The organism is Pseudarthrobacter sp. HLT1-3 (assembly GCF_059383535.1).
The window spans coordinates 126,513-140,004 of the sequence record NZ_JBWZCJ010000003.1; the positions used below are offsets into that span (position 1 = coordinate 126,513).

General features: G+C 68.2%; 15 protein-coding genes and 1 pseudogene. 3 read left to right on the forward strand and 13 right to left on the reverse strand.

The window, feature by feature from the left end:
• Position 1: 1 nt before the first annotated feature.
• The 6 genes from AC50X9_RS03895 to AC50X9_RS03920 all read right to left on the reverse strand — a co-directional run bounded on the left by AC50X9_RS03895 (position 2) and on the right by AC50X9_RS03920 (position 4,965).
• The gene (locus AC50X9_RS03895) at positions 2–424 is read right to left on the reverse strand and encodes an arsenate-mycothiol transferase ArsC (RefSeq protein WP_494890439.1); all 423 of its coding nucleotides are present in this window, start codon (positions 422–424) and stop codon (positions 2–4) included.
• Positions 421–1,098: an arsenate reductase ArsC gene (locus AC50X9_RS03900; RefSeq protein WP_494890441.1), complete on the reverse strand. Its 678-nt coding sequence runs from the start codon at positions 1,096–1,098 to the stop codon at positions 421–423. The genes AC50X9_RS03895 and AC50X9_RS03900 overlap by 4 nt, the downstream gene beginning before the upstream one ends.
• Positions 1,099–1,143: 45 nt before the next feature.
• On the reverse strand, positions 1,144–2,529 hold the full coding sequence (locus AC50X9_RS03905) for an FAD-dependent oxidoreductase (protein ID WP_494890443.1): 1,386 nt from the start codon (positions 2,527–2,529) through the stop codon (positions 1,144–1,146).
• A gap of 196 nt (positions 2,530–2,725) precedes the next feature.
• On the reverse strand, positions 2,726–3,700 hold the full coding sequence (trxB, locus tag AC50X9_RS03910) for a thioredoxin-disulfide reductase (protein ID WP_494890445.1): 975 nt from the start codon (positions 3,698–3,700) through the stop codon (positions 2,726–2,728).
• A 10-nt stretch (positions 3,701–3,710) separates the two neighbouring features.
• Positions 3,711–4,133 (reverse strand): arsenate reductase ArsC, encoded by a 423-nt coding sequence (locus AC50X9_RS03915; RefSeq protein ID WP_494890446.1) that lies wholly within the window; start codon positions 4,131–4,133, stop codon positions 3,711–3,713.
• A 157-nt stretch (positions 4,134–4,290) separates the two neighbouring features.
• Positions 4,291–4,965, reverse strand: a complete 675-nt coding sequence (locus AC50X9_RS03920) for an arsenate reductase/protein-tyrosine-phosphatase family protein (protein ID WP_494890447.1) — start codon at positions 4,963–4,965, stop codon at positions 4,291–4,293.
• 45 nt (positions 4,966–5,010) lie between these two features.
• Here AC50X9_RS03920 and AC50X9_RS03925 point away from each other — a divergent pair, with 45 nt between their 5' ends.
• From AC50X9_RS03925 to AC50X9_RS03935, 3 genes are all read left to right on the forward strand, one after another.
• Complete coding sequence (locus AC50X9_RS03925) at positions 5,011–5,751, forward strand: aquaporin (RefSeq protein ID WP_494890448.1); 741 nt, start codon at positions 5,011–5,013, stop codon at positions 5,749–5,751.
• A 77-nt stretch (positions 5,752–5,828) separates the two neighbouring features.
• Positions 5,829–6,179, forward strand: coding sequence for an ArsR/SmtB family transcription factor (locus AC50X9_RS03930; RefSeq protein ID WP_494890449.1), 351 nt, complete (start codon positions 5,829–5,831; stop codon positions 6,177–6,179).
• 65 nt (positions 6,180–6,244) lie between these two features.
• The gene (locus AC50X9_RS03935; RefSeq protein WP_494890450.1) at positions 6,245–6,478 is read left to right on the forward strand and encodes a hypothetical protein; all 234 of its coding nucleotides are present in this window, start codon (positions 6,245–6,247) and stop codon (positions 6,476–6,478) included.
• A 72-nt stretch (positions 6,479–6,550) separates the two neighbouring features.
• Here the strand turns inward: AC50X9_RS03935 and arsA are convergent, their stop codons facing one another.
• The 7 genes and pseudogenes from arsA to AC50X9_RS03970 form a co-directional block, all read right to left on the reverse strand.
• Positions 6,551–8,311 carry an arsenical pump-driving ATPase gene (gene arsA / locus AC50X9_RS03940; protein WP_494890451.1) on the reverse strand — a complete coding sequence of 587 codons (1,761 nt, stop codon included), beginning with the start codon at positions 8,309–8,311 and terminating at the stop codon, positions 6,551–6,553.
• A gap of 8 nt (positions 8,312–8,319) precedes the next feature.
• On the reverse strand, positions 8,320–8,712 hold the full coding sequence (gene arsD, locus AC50X9_RS03945) for an arsenite efflux transporter metallochaperone ArsD (protein ID WP_494890452.1): 393 nt from the start codon (positions 8,710–8,712) through the stop codon (positions 8,320–8,322).
• 145 nt (positions 8,713–8,857) lie between these two features.
• Entirely contained in the window at positions 8,858–9,823 is a 966-nt protein-coding gene (locus AC50X9_RS03950) for a PP2C family protein-serine/threonine phosphatase (protein ID WP_494890453.1), read from the reverse strand.
• A pseudogene (locus AC50X9_RS03955) lies at positions 9,820–10,008 on the reverse strand (RDD family protein); the annotation flags it as partial. The gene AC50X9_RS03950 and the pseudogene AC50X9_RS03955, both read right to left, overlap by 4 nt.
• A 523-nt stretch (positions 10,009–10,531) precedes the next feature.
• Positions 10,532–11,905, reverse strand: a complete 1,374-nt coding sequence (locus tag AC50X9_RS03960; RefSeq protein ID WP_494890455.1) for an adenylate/guanylate cyclase domain-containing protein — start codon at positions 11,903–11,905, stop codon at positions 10,532–10,534.
• The gene (locus AC50X9_RS03965; RefSeq protein ID WP_494890457.1) at positions 11,895–12,503 is read right to left on the reverse strand and encodes a PH domain-containing protein; all 609 of its coding nucleotides are present in this window, start codon (positions 12,501–12,503) and stop codon (positions 11,895–11,897) included. The genes AC50X9_RS03960 and AC50X9_RS03965 overlap by 11 nt, the downstream gene beginning before the upstream one ends.
• Positions 12,496–13,425 carry a biotin--[acetyl-CoA-carboxylase] ligase gene (locus AC50X9_RS03970; RefSeq protein ID WP_494890459.1) on the reverse strand — a complete coding sequence of 310 codons (930 nt, stop codon included), beginning with the start codon at positions 13,423–13,425 and terminating at the stop codon, positions 12,496–12,498. Before AC50X9_RS03970 ends, AC50X9_RS03965 begins: the two co-directional genes overlap by 8 nt.
• Between the last annotated feature and the right edge of the window lie 67 nt (positions 13,426–13,492).

The following is a 13,492-nucleotide window of genomic DNA, read 5'->3' on the forward strand; positions in this document are numbered from 1 at the left end:
GTCAGTTCCCGGTGAGCTCCGCATACAGCTTCTGGACCCGGGCGTTGATGTCATCCCGGACCAGGCGCATGCGTTCCATCCCTTCGATGCCGCGCTCGGAGGGCTCGTCCGTATCCCAGACCTCGAGCCGCTTGCCCGCCGGGGCTTCCACTTTTGCCTCGTTGCCCAGAACAACCACGACGTCGGCGGCGTTCAGTACGTCTTCGGTGACGGGTTTGGGGTGTTCGCCGGTGATGTCGATCCCGAGTTCTGCCAGCGAGTCCACGGACTGGGGGTTCAGCGATTTACCGGGTTTGGTTCCGGCGGAGTGCACCGTGACGGTTCCGTGTGCGAGCTGGTTCATCAGTCCGGCGGCGAGCTGGGATTTCCCGCCGTTCTTGCTGCAGACGAACAAGACGCTGGGGGTTTTCGTGGTCTGGGTCATGGCTGTGATTCTTCCTTGTCTAAGCCGGGGGTGTTGAGCAGGGATGCTGCCAGTGCCTTGACCCGGTCGTGGATCTCGTCGCGGATGATCCGCACGGCCGCAACGGGCAGCCCTGCCGGGTCCGCAAGCTCCCAGTCCTCGTAGCGTTTGCCGGGGTAGATCGGGCACGAGTCGCCGCAGCCCATCGTGATCACGACGTCGGAGGCGCGCACGACGTCGTCGGTGAGGGGCTTGGGGTATTCCCTGGTCAGGTCCAGTCCCATTTCGGCCATCGCCGCGACGACGGCGGGGTCCAGTTCGGCGGCCGGCAGCGAGCCGGCGGACCGGACGCGGATCCTGCCCTTGGCCTCGACGGTGAGCAGGGCTGCGGCCATCTGGGACCGGCCTGCGTTCTGCACACAAACGAACAGCACCTCAGGGACCTCGGAGGCGACGGCGACCTTGGACTTGGCCAGGGCGTTGAGCCGGTCGTTGGCGAAGTGCTCAGTGGTGGATGGAAGGTAGGTCTTGATCTTCGCGGTCCGGGCCAGGGCCGTGTAGGACTCGAAGACGTAGCGTTCGACCGTCTCGGCGGCGAACACGCCGGCGAAGCGGTCGGCCAGGCGGGCGCTGATCCGGTGCAGGAGTTCGGTATTGTCCTGCAGGCCGAGGCCGGGTTCAGGGTGGTCAGTCATGGCAGCACTCCAGTGAGGTCAATTGGCGAAAGCAGGGGAAGGAGATCAGTTCCCGCCGGAGCGGCCGTGGGCCAGCCCGGTGGGGAACCCGACGAGGACCGGTTCGGGCGCTCCACAGCAGCCGCCGGAAGTTTCGGCGACAAGTCCCGCAACTGCGGCCGCGGGGACCTCGCAGCTGGTGCCAACGTCCGAGGAGCAGACGCCGGTTTCGGGAAGCTCAAGCTGGACGGTGTCGGCCGCTTCCTGGTCACCGGCCAGGGCAGCGGCGACGGAGCGGACCTGCTCGTGGCCGGTGGCGAGCAGGAAGGTCGGGGCCCGGCCGTAGGACTTCATGCCGACGATGTAGAAGTCCTGCTCCGGGTGGGCCAGCATCCTGGCGCCGTGCGGCTCCACGGTGCCGCACGAGTGGAATTCGGGGTCGATCAGCGGGCCGAGCTCACGCGGGGCCTCGACGCCGGGGTCCAGTTCCAGCCGGAGCTCCCGGAGGATGTCCAGGTCGGGGCGGAACCCGGTCGCCGGCACGATCACGTCCGCCTCGAGGGTGCGGCCGTCGGTGGAGGTCAGGGTGACAGCACCGCCGGCCGCTGCGAGGGCGGCGATCCCGAACCCGGTGTGCAGCTCCACGGCGCCGGATTCGACGAGGCGGCGAAGCCGGCTGCCCAGCTGGCCGCGGGCGGCCAGCCCGTCGGCGTCGCCGCCGCCGTAGACCTTGGCGGCGGATGCGCCACGGATCGCCCACACGATCTTGGTCCCGGGTGTCTGGGCTGCGAGTTCGGCGAGGTTGATCAGGGTGTTCGCGGCGGAGTGTCCGGCGCCGACGACGAGCGCCGTGCGGCCCTCGAACGTCTCACGGTCCCGGCCCAGGACGTCCGGCAGCGGCGAGGAAATCCTGTCGGCGGCGGCGGCCTCGCCGAGGGCGGGCAGTCCGGAGGTTCCGAGCGGGTTGCGCGTCGCCCAGGTGCCGGACGCGTCGATGACACCGGCGGCCTGGTAATCGCGGACTTTTCCGTCGGCGTGTGCGACCCGGAGCACAAAGGGGGTGGTGTTGCGGTTGCGGCTGTGGGTCTTGTCCAGGCCGGCGCGGGTCACGGCGACGACGCGGGCGCCGGTGCGCAGGCGGGACGCGATCGCGGGGAGCGCAGCGAGCGGGGCGAGGTACCGGTCGATGAGTTCGCCGCCGGTGGGCAGCACCGTCGGCTCCGGTGATTCCCAGCCGGTGGCGGCGAGCAGGCGGACCGCGGCGGCGTCGGTGTTGAACTGCCACGGGGAAAACAGCCGGATGTGGCGCCACTGCTCGATGGCGGCGCCCGCCGTCGGACCCGCCTCGAGAATCAGGGGTTCGATGCCGCGTTCGATCAGGTGCGCTGCCGCGGCGAGGCCGACGGGCCCGGCTCCGATGACAGCTACGGGAAGGTCGTGGGGTACAGCCATGGTGTCCTCTGTTTCATCCGGCAGGGTGGCGGTTCAGTGCGGGGGCTTGCCGGTCCTTGGCGGACCGGCAAGCGGCGCTGAAGTTGCTCAGCAGCAGTCCAGGTCGTTGTCGCAGCAGTCCTGGCTGGCGTCAGTGCAGGTCGAATCGGTGCAGCAGCCGGTATCCATTCAGCTCACCTCCTCTCGTCCGCTGGGGTCAGGCGTGGGTGGGTTCCTCGACGAGGGCAGTGGCGATGCTGTCGGCGTCGGCGAGTGCGGCGAGGTAGCGTTCGGCGTCCAGGGCGGCGGCGCAGCCGGTGCCTGCGGCGGTGATGGCCTGGCGGTAGCGGTGGTCCACGGCGTCCCCGCAGGCGAAGACCCCGGAGAGGTTGGTGACCGTGGTGGGCGAATCGACCTTGATGTAGCCCTCGGCGTCGAGGTCCACCTGGCCGTGCAGCAGTTCGGTGCGCGGCACGTGGCCGATGGCGACGAAGATGCCGGTGGCGCCGTGTTCCCGGGTTTCCCCGGTACGCGTGTCGGTCAGCGTGACGCCGGTGACCTTGGCATCGCCGTGGATGGCACTGACGGCGGAGTTCCACGCGAAGCTGATCTTGGCGTTGTCCTTGGCACGCTGGGCCATGATCCGGGAAGCACGGAGTTCGCCCTTGCGGACCACCACGGTGACGGTTTTCCCGAAGCGGGTCAGGAAGGTCGCTTCCTCCATGGCCGAATCGCCGCCGCCGACCACGATGATGTCCTGGTCGCGGAAGAAGAATCCATCGCAGGTTGCACACCAGGAGAGTCCGTGGCCGCTGAACTTCTTCTCCTCGGGCAGGCCGAGTTCCTTGTAGGCGGAGCCGGTGGCGAGGATGACGGCAGGCGCTTCGTGCGTCTCACCGGCGGCCGTGACCACGCGCTTGAGGTGGCCGGTCAGCGTCACTTCAGTGACGTCGTCGAACACCACCCGGGCGCCGAACTTCTCGGCCTGCTGCTGGAGGCCGTCCATCAGCTCGGGGCCCTGGATGCCGCCGGGGAAGCCGGGGAAATTCTCCACCTCGGTGGTGTTCATCAGGGCGCCTCCGGCGGTGACCGCTCCGGCGAGAACGAGCGGCTTCAGGCCGGCCCGGGCGGCGTAAATCGCGGCGGTGTAGCCGGCGGGGCCGGACCCGATGATGATCAGCTGTTCAGTCATGGTCGTGCTCCTACTTGGCGGCGGGGATGAGGGAGGCGATCAGGTCCTCGATGCGGGCCTTGATGTCGTCGCGGATCGGGCGGACGGACTCGACGCCCTGGCCGGCCGGGTCCTCGAGTTCCCAGTCCTCGTAGCGCTTGCCGGGGAAGATCGGGCAGGTGTCCCCGCAGCCCATCGTGATCACGACGTCGGATTCCTTCACGGCCTCGGTGGTCAGGACCTTGGGAATCTCGGCGGACATGTCGATGCCGAGTTCTGCCATGGCCTCGACGGCGGCCGGGTTGACCTTGTCGGCTGGCTGGGAGCCGGCGGAGCGGACCTCGATCCGGCCCTCGGACAGGGTGGTGAGGAAGGCGGCGGCCATCTGGGAGCGGCCGGCGTTGTGGACGCAGACGAAGAGGACGGAAGGCTTCTTGGCGGTTTCGGTGCTCAAGGGGTTCTCCTGGAATCAGTTAGGTGGTGGGTGTGCCGAGGTCTGGTAGAGGTTTTGTGCCCGCTCCGCACCGCTCAATGGAACATTGAAGATGATCGATATAGAGAGTATCGGACAATAGATTGATGGTTGTCAATATTTCCGTGGTTCGGCGGGTTCAGGCGGTCAGGACGCGCGGCGCGAGGTCGTTGATGCGGTGGGCAATGTCAGTGAAGGCGTGCTCGAAGGCTTCCTCGGTGCCCAGGCGCAGCGGATCCGGCACCGACCAGTGCACGCCGCCGAGTCCGGCCAGCTCCTCGTGGGCGTTGTCGCACACCGTCACCATCAAGTCCCCCTCCACCGCCACGCGGTCCAGCTGGCGGGGAGGAATATCGGAAAGCTCCAGGCCGTGGCGGCGGGCGACCTCGATGGCCCCCCGGGCAATGCGGTCAGCGGGATGCGTTCCCGCCGACCCCGACGGGATGTCGCTGACCTGCTGCCAGAGTGCGGCGGCCAGCTGCGAGCGTGCACTGTTTCGCGTGCAGACGAACAGGACGCGGCGTGCCCCGCGGCCGGCCGCCGGCACCAGCCCGTCCAGGGCGCCGGCAGCAAGCCGGAGGTAGCTGCGGCGCCTGTCGGCCTCGGAGCGGTGGCGGGTTGCCAGCCCGGCCTCTTCCAGCACGCGCAAGTGGTGGGACAGCAGGTTGGACGGCATCCCGAGTTCAGCCTGCAGCTCCGTCGGGGAGAAATCCCCCAGGGTGAGCAGATCAACGATGCGCAGCCGCGCAGGATCGGCGAGGGCCGCGTGCCTGGCCACCCGCGCCCGAAAACCGGTCAATGTCTCAGTATCCATTGATTCAATTTTGACTGAGTCAATCCTTTCGGTCAAGCTGTTTCCATGACTTTCAACCAGCCGCCGCTATGGCGCCGTGCCGTCGCAGAACTGCTCGGCACCAGCTTGCTCGTGACCATCGTCGTCGGCTCCGGGATCGCCGCGCAGCAGCTCTCCCCCGGTGACATTGGCCTGCAGCTCCTGCAGAACAGCACCGCCACGGTGCTGGGCCTGACGGTACTGATCCTGGTGCTGGGGCCGGTGAGCGGCGCGCATTTCAACCCTGCGGTCTCCCTCGCCGACTGGATCCTGGGCCGACGCAGCGGCACCGGACTGACCCTGCCGGAGCTCGGCACCTATGTTGTTGCCCAGACCGCGGGTGCGGTCAGCGGCAGCGTGCTCGCAAACGCCATGTTTGAGGTGGGCACCTCCATCTCCGCCAAGGAGCGCGCCACCCCGGGGCATCTGCTCGGTGAAGTGGTCGCGACGGCCGGGCTCGTCCTGCTGATTTTCGCGCTCGCCGCCACCTCCCGCGGCGCCCTCGCCGCGCCGGCGGTGGGCGCCTACATCGGGGCCGCGTACTGGTTCACGTCCTCGACGTCCTTCGCGAACCCGGCTGTGACGGTCGGCCGCATCTTCAGCGACACCTTCGCCGGCATCGCACCGGCGTCCGTTCCGGGCTTCGTCATAGCGCAGCTGGTCGGCACGGCGGTAGGCCTTGGCCTCCTCCTCGTCCTGTTCCCGGCAGCGGCCCGCACCGCGGACGACGTCGTTCTCCCGCACCGTTCCGAACCAGCCAGCCGTTAGCCTCCGGCCCGGGGCGGCGTGCCAGGGCCTTGCCGCCTACACATTGATGAATGTCAATGTCAGGGCATAATGGGTACATGAACTTGCTGCCTACCCTTGAGCCGGTCACGGATGAATCCTGCTGCGCCCCCGCGGGAGTGCCGGTCCTGGGCGCTGAGGAGGCGAAGCAGAAGGCCCTCGTCTTCAAGGCGCTGGCCGATCCCAACCGGCTGCGGCTGCTCTCCATCGTCAAGGGCGCCGAAGCCGGGGAGGCCTGCGTCTGCGACCTCACCGAACCGCTCGATCTGGGGCAGCCGACAGTGTCGCACCACCTCAAGATCCTGGTCGACGCCGGCCTGCTGCACCGCGAAAAGCGCGGCACCTGGGCGTACTACTCCCTCGTCCCCGGTGCCATCGAGCAGACGGCCGGCCTCCTGGCCTCCCTGTAGGCCACAGTTCCAAGCCACAGTTCGACGCCCCGCGTCACGACAGGACCGCAACCATGGAGGACACCATGCACACCGAAACTCCCAGCACCGAGGACCGGCTGCGTGCCATGCTGGAGAACGTCCTGGCGGCAACCGCCAATACCCGGCAGGCGATGGACTCTCCGGGTGACGAGAACTGGGTGCAGGACGGCGAGTCGGATGCCGAGTACCTGCGGGCGATCCAACGGGACACGATCGCCAAGCTGGATGCCACCGCGCGGGACATCGAAGCTTTGCTGGCTGTGCGCCTGGACAGCTAGCCCGGCCGCGCCAAAGCCCCGCCGCAGAAGTGCCGGCGGGGGCTTTTTCCACGTCAGGCAGCTCGGTCCACGTCAGGCAGGCAGGGAGCTGAGGGCGGTCAGGGCCGACAGCTTCTCTTCACCGATGGGCTCTTCGGGCAGCAACGGAATCAAAGCGACCCGGTCTGTCAGGGTGTGCACCTTGGTGATCTGCTCGATTTCGCTCGCGGCGCGGGCCCGCAGGAACGGTGTCCGCGGGTGGGCGGCGGCGATCGAGTTGTTGATGACCCAGGCCCACGGGTGGATCCCGGCCCTTTCCAGATCATCCTGCAGACCTTCGGCTTCGAGCACGGGCGTCGTTTCGGCAAGCGTGACGAGAACAACCTTGGTCTGCGCCGGGTCCTGAAGCCGCATCAGCGGCGTCACGATCCCCATGGTGTCGCCGACCTGGCGGGAGATCTCGCGGTGGTACGAACCGGTGGCGTCCAAGAGCAGCAGCGTGTGGCCGGTCGGTGCCGTGTCCATCACCACGAAGTGCCGGCGGGATTCCTGGACCACCCTGGAAAACTGCCGGAACACAGCCACCTCGTCCGTGCACGGGGACATGAGGTCTTCGGCGAGGGCCGCGCGTCCTGCATCGTCCAAATTCCGGCCCTTGGTCTCCATGACATGGCGCCGGTATTCCTCAATGGCTGCTTCCGGATCGATGCGGGAAACGGTCAGGCCGGGGATGGCCGTATTCAGTGTTTCGGTGAGGTGCGCTGCGGGGTCGGTGGTGGTGAGGTGGACCGCATGCCCGCGTTTGGCCAGGGCGACCGCGAGGGCTGCGGCGACGGTGGTCTTCCCGACCCCGCCCTTGCCCATGCACATCACGAGGCCGTGACCGTCGAGCTCCACCTCGTTCACCAGGGCAGCCAGCGGGGCGTCCTCCACCTCGGGAACCAGCGAGTCGTCAGTGATACCGGCGCCGGAAGTGGCCGAGAACAGGGACTCAAGGGCCGGAATGCCGACCATATTGCCCGGCTTCAGCTCCAGGATATCGCGGGGAAGACCGGCGACGGCGTCGGGAATTGCCGCGATCGCCGCGGCCTCCCTGCCGCGCAGGGCCTGCGCCAGGTCCTCCTCACCGGCGGCTTCCGGCAGGACGCCGTTGACGACGACGTAACCGCCCCCGATGCCGATCTGGTTGAGTTCGAAATACGTCCGCTCGATCTCGCTCAGTGACGAGGTCTGCGCCCGGCTGACCAGGACAAGCCGGGTCCTTTCCGGGTCGGTGAGGGCCTGGACTGCCTGGGCGTACACCTGTTTGTGCTTCTCGAGTCCTGACATGGGGCCCAGGCAGGACGGATCCCCCTTGCCGGCCGCCAGGAAATCGGTCCACGAGCCAGGCAGCTGCAGCAGCCGGATGGTGTGACCTGTCGGGGCGGTGTCGAAGACGACGTGGTCATACTCCGCGTAGGAACCGTCGTCGGTGAGCAGGTTGGTGAACTCGTCGAAGGAGGCGATCTCCGTGGTGCAGGATCCGGAGAGGCTCTCGGCGATGCCAACCAATTCAGCCTCGGGCAGGAGCCCGCGGACGGGACCGATGATCCGCTCCCGGTAGGCTTCGGCCGCCTGCTCCGGGTCAATCTCCAGTGCAGAGAGCCCCGGAACATCCTGGATGGCAGTGATGGTGTTGCCGATGGTCAGGCCGAAGACCTGCCCGACGTTGGATGCGGGATCGGTGCTGACCAGCAGGACCCTCTTACGGGCCTTAGCCAGGGTGAGCGCTGTTGCACACGCCACGGAGGTCTTGCCCACACCGCCCTTGCCGGTGAAGAAGAGGAAGCGGGGCGCGTTTTGGAGAAACTTCACGCCGGGACCTAGCAGCAGCTCGTTGCGCCGCCGCAGCAGCCGCCGGACTTTTCACTCAGGCCGAGTTCCGGGCGGGACTGCGGGTCAACGTGGACTTCATCCAGTCCGGCGAACCCCAGCAGCTGTCCCCGACTCGGGTACGTGCCGGTGGCGACCGTAACGCCGTCGACGATGGTGAGTGGAAGCCCCTTGGATCCGACCAGGTGCAGAAACCCACGGACCGTCTCATCCTCGGCAAAGGCGGTCGGTTCGCTGGCGAGGTTGTGGCGGGCAATGTCGGCACCGAGGCCCTGGAGGTATCGCACATCCGCGGTCACATCCACCAGGGACTGGTCCACATCCGGGCCGCAGACACCGGTGTCACAGCAGAGAGCGGATTCGTAGATTCGGATAGCAGGCATGCGGTTCTCCTTGGCATTCGTGGACAGCGACCCTTTCAGTGTATCGATAATGATCGATACACTGAAGTGGCGCCAGGAGTGCGTTGCCGTGCCGCCACGCATACCCCACGGATTCGATCAGGCCGGCCGCGCTGTCCGGGCGCGCCTACCGCTGGCCGGACCCGGAAACCGGTTCGCCGTTGGGGGCCAGGTCCAGGGCATCGGTGCGGGAAAGGGTGTCCTCGTCCGCCGCAGCGGCGGCGCTGCCCGGCGCTGTCAGGGCGACGCCGTCGTCATTGCCGACGATGCTGGCATCCAGCACGATGCAGGTGACGTTGTCCCGACCGCCCCTGCGCAGGGCCGCCTGGATGAGTTCATCCACGGCCGCCTGCGGGTCCGTCCTGGAGCGCAGGATGTTGGAGATGCGGTTGTCGTCGAGTTCGCCGTTGAGCCCGTCGGAGCAGACCAGGATCCGGTCGCCTTCCTCAATGGGCAGCAGCCAGTAGTCAGCCTCGATCTCGTCGCCGGTGCCGAGCGCACGGGTGACGACGTGCCGCCGCGGGTGCACGGCGGCCTCCGCCGGGCTGATCTGACCGGCGTCCACCAGTTCCTGGACCTCGGAGTGGTCGACGCTGACCTGGCTGAGCTTGCCCTGGCTCAGCCGGTAGGTCCGGGAGTCGCCGATGTTGACGACCAGCCAGTACGGGACGCCCTTCTGCTCCACCACGACCACGCCGGAAAGTGTGGTCCCGGCGCGGGAACCAGTGGCTTCGCGGATGCTTTCATCGGCCAGCTGCAGGTATTCCTGCACGATGCCGGCAGTGGCGTCCCGCTCCCCGCTCGCCAGCTGCGGGATCCGGGCGAGGGTGCGCACGCAGATTCCGCTCGCGATTTCGCCGGCTTCATGCCCGCCCATCCCGTCCGCTACTGCGAAGACGGGGTCGGCGGCAATGAAAGAATCCTCGTTCATTTCGCGGCGCAGGCCACGGTCCGTGCCGTAGCCGCAATTGAGCCGGAGGCCGGGGGCACCGCTGGGGGCACCGCTGGGGGCACCGCTGGGCGGACTGCCGAGGGTCGGCACCGGGGCGGTGTCGGAACCTGTTGGGGGTGGAACGGCGGGCTGGGAGTTCATGCCTGTCCTAGGTAGAAGGAGCGGTCACCGAAGTGCACGGTGGAACCTGGTTGGACGTGGACTGGCTCCCCCGCCACGAGGGCGGTACGGATCCCGTCCGGGGTGGTGACGGCGCTGTCGTTGTGGAGTTGCGGTCCGTGACCCAGGCTCCCCCCGCTTCCGGCGAGGAGGTGGAGGTAGGTCTGCACCTCCCCCTCGGCCACGGCCCGTGGCCGGGCCCTGTGTTACGGGGATACTACCGGGGATCAGGCCGGGATGCCCGATGCCGGTGTGCCCCACGCCGGGATTCCCGGCGGGAGCCCCAACGGGGTCCTGCGGGGGGGAGGCGCTGCGGTCCGCGGGGCTGCGGAAGCTCCGGCGCCTTGCGGACGTTCCGCGCAGCACGGTTGCTCCGCGGTGTGCCGGAGGAGGTACGGAAGGCAGGCAGCGGGCGGAGCGGCCGCTTGCAACGCAGGCAGCCCTCGGCGTCGTCGGTCATGGCTGGTTCCGGTTCTCCCTGGCAGTCTGGCTGGCGTCGGCCGCGGTGTCGGCAGCAGCACCAAAGTTGATGTGCCGCCGCCGGACCGGATTCCACTGGAGCGGCAGGCGTTTCCGCAGCCAGCAGGGACCCCGGCGGGAACAGCCAGGGCTGCCCTTCCTCTCGACGGCGTCCAGCGCGCCCGGCCAGGAGTTCAACGGAGGTCCGCATCGACGCAGCTCAGAGCCGCATTAATCCAGGACCAGTCCGCGTCCGCTGCCTCGCTGCAGCTCCACCGGGTGGATTTCGCCGAAGCCGCGGACGTCCTCGGCGGGGCGCGGAAGCAACACAAACCGTTCGTCGTGTTCCAGCGCGGATGCGGTCATGGAGTCCACCAGCACGGTCCCCGGATCGGCCAGCGCCGTGAGCCGGGCCGCCAGGTTCACTGTCGGGCCGTAGATATCGCCCAGCCGGGAGAGGATACGGCCCCACACCATGGCCACGCGGGCCTGCGGAAGGATCTCGTCCTCGGTGAACGCCTGGCACAGGGCGAGGGAGATTTCCGCGCCGGCGGCTGGGGTCTCGGCGATGTACAGGACTTCGTCACCGACCGTCTTGACCAGGCGGCCGCCGCCGACCGAGATGATCTCGGCGCACTTGTTCTCGAAGCGCTGGACCAGCTGGGCGAGGGTCTTTTCGTTCATTCTGCGGGACAGGCTGGTGTAGGAAACCAGGTCCGCGAACCCGACAGCACGCGCCAGCGGCAGCGGAGCGTCGTCCTCGTCGCCTTCGCGGCCTTCCTCGCTGGACGCCAGTCCGGCCTCGGCGCGCACGGCGAGGCGCTGGACACCGGCGTTGAGCTGGCGGCGCCAGGAGTAGAGCAGCATTTCCTCCATCGCGTCCACGAGCGAAGGCAGTTCACTGACCAGTCGTTTGCGCGCCACGGCGTCGGTGACGCCCTGCTGGTGGACCATGTCCTCGACAAGCGCTTCGATCTGCCAGACCACCATGCGGTCCGTCATCTGGCCGATGGCGCGGGTGACGGAAATCGCGGCTTCCTCGGTGAGCTTGCCGGACCGGACTTGGTCCACAACGGTGTTCAGCGCAGCCTGGTCACGTTCGGTGAAGGCAACGTCCTCGTCCCCGATGTTGGGAAACCCCAGGGCCCGCCAGAGTTTGCGGGCGGAGAGCAGGGACAGCCCGGCGCCGGCGGCGACTTCGCGCCGGCGGAGCTTGCGTTCCCCGCCGAGCAGCCGTTGCTCCAGGGCCTTCAGCGCGATGCGCTCGGCGGACATTGTGCCGGTGGGAGGCGCGACGTCGGCAGCCGGCCCGGCGTCGGCGTCGGGCTCGGCGTCGGTTCCGGTCGCGGCGTCCGGATCGGCGTCGTCGTCGTAATCAGAATCGGCGGCGTCGGTTCCCGGTTCAACCGTGACGTCAGTGTCGGAGGAATCAGGGAGCCAGGCTTCGGCGTTGGCCGCGCCTTCCGCAGCGTCCTCGTCCTCGCGGCTGGCCACGGAATCGAGGACGGCTTCCTGGAGGCTGGCGGTCTCGACGACGGCGTCCGGAACCTGTGACGGTTCCTCGTCCAGGAGCCCGGTGTCCTGGTGGACGTTCTCAGCGCTCATCTCTTCCACCTTCTCTCGTCTCCCACGGCCACGCCGCATCAGGGTAGTCCATCATGCCCTCGGAGCCCGCGATCCCCTCCGGCGGGAGATCGTTGATGGCGTCGAGGACGTAGTTCCGAAACGTCGCCACCTCCGGGACGTCGGGCACCACGGTGCGGCCGGGGTGTCCGGTCTCCAAGGATATGTTCCCCGATCGCAATACGCGTTGGAGAAACGACTGATCAATGACCACATTACGGACAGTGGCCAAGGGAACCTGCTGGTCGCGCCTCCGCAGCATGCCGTACCGGACAACCAGGCGCTGACTCGTCAGGGTGTACTTCGTGGCGTGCCAGGTCATGACCCGCGGCATGCAGTAGCCCAGCAGCACCCAGGCCGCCAGCGCAATGGCGGCCCCAATCAGCCAGGGCGTCCACTCCTTGGCCGAGCCTTTGATGAGCGGGACGAACTGGGCCGGGCCGCCCTTCACGATCCAGGCGCTGGCGTAGGCGGCCAGCGCCGGAACCAGAATAAACACCAGCGCCGGGACAATCAGGGTCCGGGGCTGCGGCCGGGTCACCACAATCACTTGCTCGCCGGGGAGAAGCTCTTTACGCATAACCGCTTTCGGTGCCCGGATTGCCGCCGGCCTGGCCCGGCGGTGTCCAGGGCCGCAGGTGCACGACGTCGCCGGCCGTCACGACGTGTTCATGTCCGCCGGAATCGACCACCAGGAGCGAGCCGTATTCATCCAGGCGCGTGGCGTGGCCGATGATTTCGTGGTCGCCGGGCAGCTGGGCGCGGACCTGCTTGCCGAGCGTGGTCAGCAGGTGCTCGACCCGCTTGTGCAATGAGGGGCCGCCGGCCATCCCGGCGGCGGGATCGCCGTCGGCGTTGCAGAAGCTGCGGTAGAGCGTGGCGAACCGGGACAGGTAGCTCTTCAGCAGCACGGTCCGGTCCACCGTGGTGGGGTGTTCCAGCAGGACCGAGGTGGCGGTCGGCACCGGAAGTTCGGCCTCGGTGAGGCTGACGTTCAGTCCGGTCCCCAGCACTACGGCCGGCACGGCGCCGCCGGCCATCGGGCCCAGCTGGGCGAGGATGCCGGCGATCTTCCGGCCGCGGACCAGGACGTCGTTGGGCCATTTGAGCTCCGCCGGGATTCCCGCGGTCTCCAGCAGCGCCTCGCGCAGGGCCAGTGCCGAGAGCAGCGAGAGCCAGGAGTAGCTGTGCGTCGGCAACGGGCGCCCCTCGGCGTTGACCGGGCGGAGCACCAGCGAGACGGAGACGGAGCTTCGGGCAGGGGCCTCCCAGTGGCGGTCAAGGCGGCCGCGCGCGGCGCTCTGAAATTCGGCGGTGAGCACGGTGAGGTCCGGGTACGCCCCGGGATCCTCGGTGACGCCGCGGAGCAGGTCGGCGTTGGTGGAGCCGGTGGATTCGACCACCGTGAGCCGGGCAATGCCGTGGGCGGCCAGGAACGACTCGTCACCGAGGGCGTTCACATCGAGGGGCGGTCGGTCCGGGGCTTCCTGCGCGGCTTCCATGCCTTGAATCCTACCGAGTCACGGCGCCCCCGGCGCCGGCCAGGGCGCAGGCAGCGTGGATGTTCCG

Excerpts from the sequence above, each read along its gene's own strand:
- AC50X9_RS03965 (WP_494890457.1), bottom strand. The coding sequence starts at position 12,503 with ATGCGTAAAGAGCTTCTCCCCGGCGAGCAAGTGATTGTGGTGACCCGG.
- AC50X9_RS03950 (WP_494890453.1), bottom strand. The coding sequence starts at position 9,823 with ATGAACTCCCAGCCCGCCGTTCCACCCCCAACAGGTTCCGACACCGCC.
- AC50X9_RS03895 (WP_494890439.1), bottom strand. The coding sequence starts at position 424 with ATGACCCAGACCACGAAAACCCCCAGCGTCTTGTTCGTCTGCAGCAAG.
- AC50X9_RS03960 (WP_494890455.1), bottom strand. The coding sequence starts at position 11,905 with ATGAGCGCTGAGAACGTCCACCAGGACACCGGGCTCCTGGACGAGGAA.
- AC50X9_RS03935 (WP_494890450.1), top strand. The coding sequence starts at position 6,245 with ATGCACACCGAAACTCCCAGCACCGAGGACCGGCTGCGTGCCATGCTG.
- AC50X9_RS03900 (WP_494890441.1), bottom strand. The coding sequence starts at position 1,098 with ATGACTGACCACCCTGAACCCGGCCTCGGCCTGCAGGACAATACCGAA.
- AC50X9_RS03970 (WP_494890459.1), bottom strand. The coding sequence starts at position 13,425 with ATGGAAGCCGCGCAGGAAGCCCCGGACCGACCGCCCCTCGATGTGAAC.
- AC50X9_RS03905 (WP_494890443.1), bottom strand. The coding sequence starts at position 2,529 with ATGGCTGTACCCCACGACCTTCCCGTAGCTGTCATCGGAGCCGGGCCC.
- AC50X9_RS03920 (WP_494890447.1), bottom strand. The coding sequence starts at position 4,965 with ATGGATACTGAGACATTGACCGGTTTTCGGGCGCGGGTGGCCAGGCAC.
- trxB (WP_494890445.1), bottom strand. The coding sequence starts at position 3,700 with ATGACTGAACAGCTGATCATCATCGGGTCCGGCCCCGCCGGCTACACC.
- AC50X9_RS03930 (WP_494890449.1), top strand. The coding sequence starts at position 5,829 with ATGAACTTGCTGCCTACCCTTGAGCCGGTCACGGATGAATCCTGCTGC.
- arsD (WP_494890452.1), bottom strand. The coding sequence starts at position 8,712 with ATGCCTGCTATCCGAATCTACGAATCCGCTCTCTGCTGTGACACCGGT.
- AC50X9_RS03925 (WP_494890448.1), top strand. The coding sequence starts at position 5,011 with ATGACTTTCAACCAGCCGCCGCTATGGCGCCGTGCCGTCGCAGAACTG.